General features: G+C 62.4%; 1 protein-coding gene. It reads left to right on the forward strand.

Annotation, left to right across the window (positions count from 1 at the left end; all coding sequences use genetic code 11):
- Positions 1-476, forward strand: a 476-nt coding sequence (locus JZX88_RS26015; protein ID WP_256436403.1) for a contractile injection system protein, VgrG/Pvc8 family, incomplete at both ends; no start/stop codon positions are given.

Below are 476 nucleotides of genomic sequence, written 5' to 3' on the forward strand. Positions count from 1 at the left end.
TCGCGGCTTTTCGAGATTCACCTGACGCTGCGTGCGAAGAAGGAAGCGGTCAAGCCCGAGGAGCTGATCGGGCGGCTTGTCGATGTGTCGGTCGAGATAAGCCAGGGAGACGGGGAGGAGGGCAGCGGCGTCCGCCGGCCGTTCAACGGTCTGGTGACGGAACTGCATGAGGGCCCGCCGATCACCCGTGGGCTGCGCTCTTATGCGCTGACCATCCGCCCGCAGATGTGGCTTCTGTCGCGGCGGTCGGATTGCCGCATCTGGATGGACAAGACGGCGGTGGAGATCGTCGAGACGCTGTTTTCCGAACATGGCATTCCCGCCCCCGACACGTCGGGCATCATCTCGCCGCCGCCTGCGCAACACTATAGCGTGCAATGGAACGAGACGGATCTTGATTATCTGACGCGCCGTTTCGAGGAGGACGGGCTGTTCTTCTGGTTCAGCCATGAGGACGGTTCCCACAAGCTGCATGT

This window comes from Agrobacterium sp. OT33, assembly GCF_017313365.1.
In the GTDB taxonomy this organism is placed as follows: domain Bacteria; phylum Pseudomonadota; class Alphaproteobacteria; order Rhizobiales; family Rhizobiaceae; genus Agrobacterium; species Agrobacterium rhizogenes_A.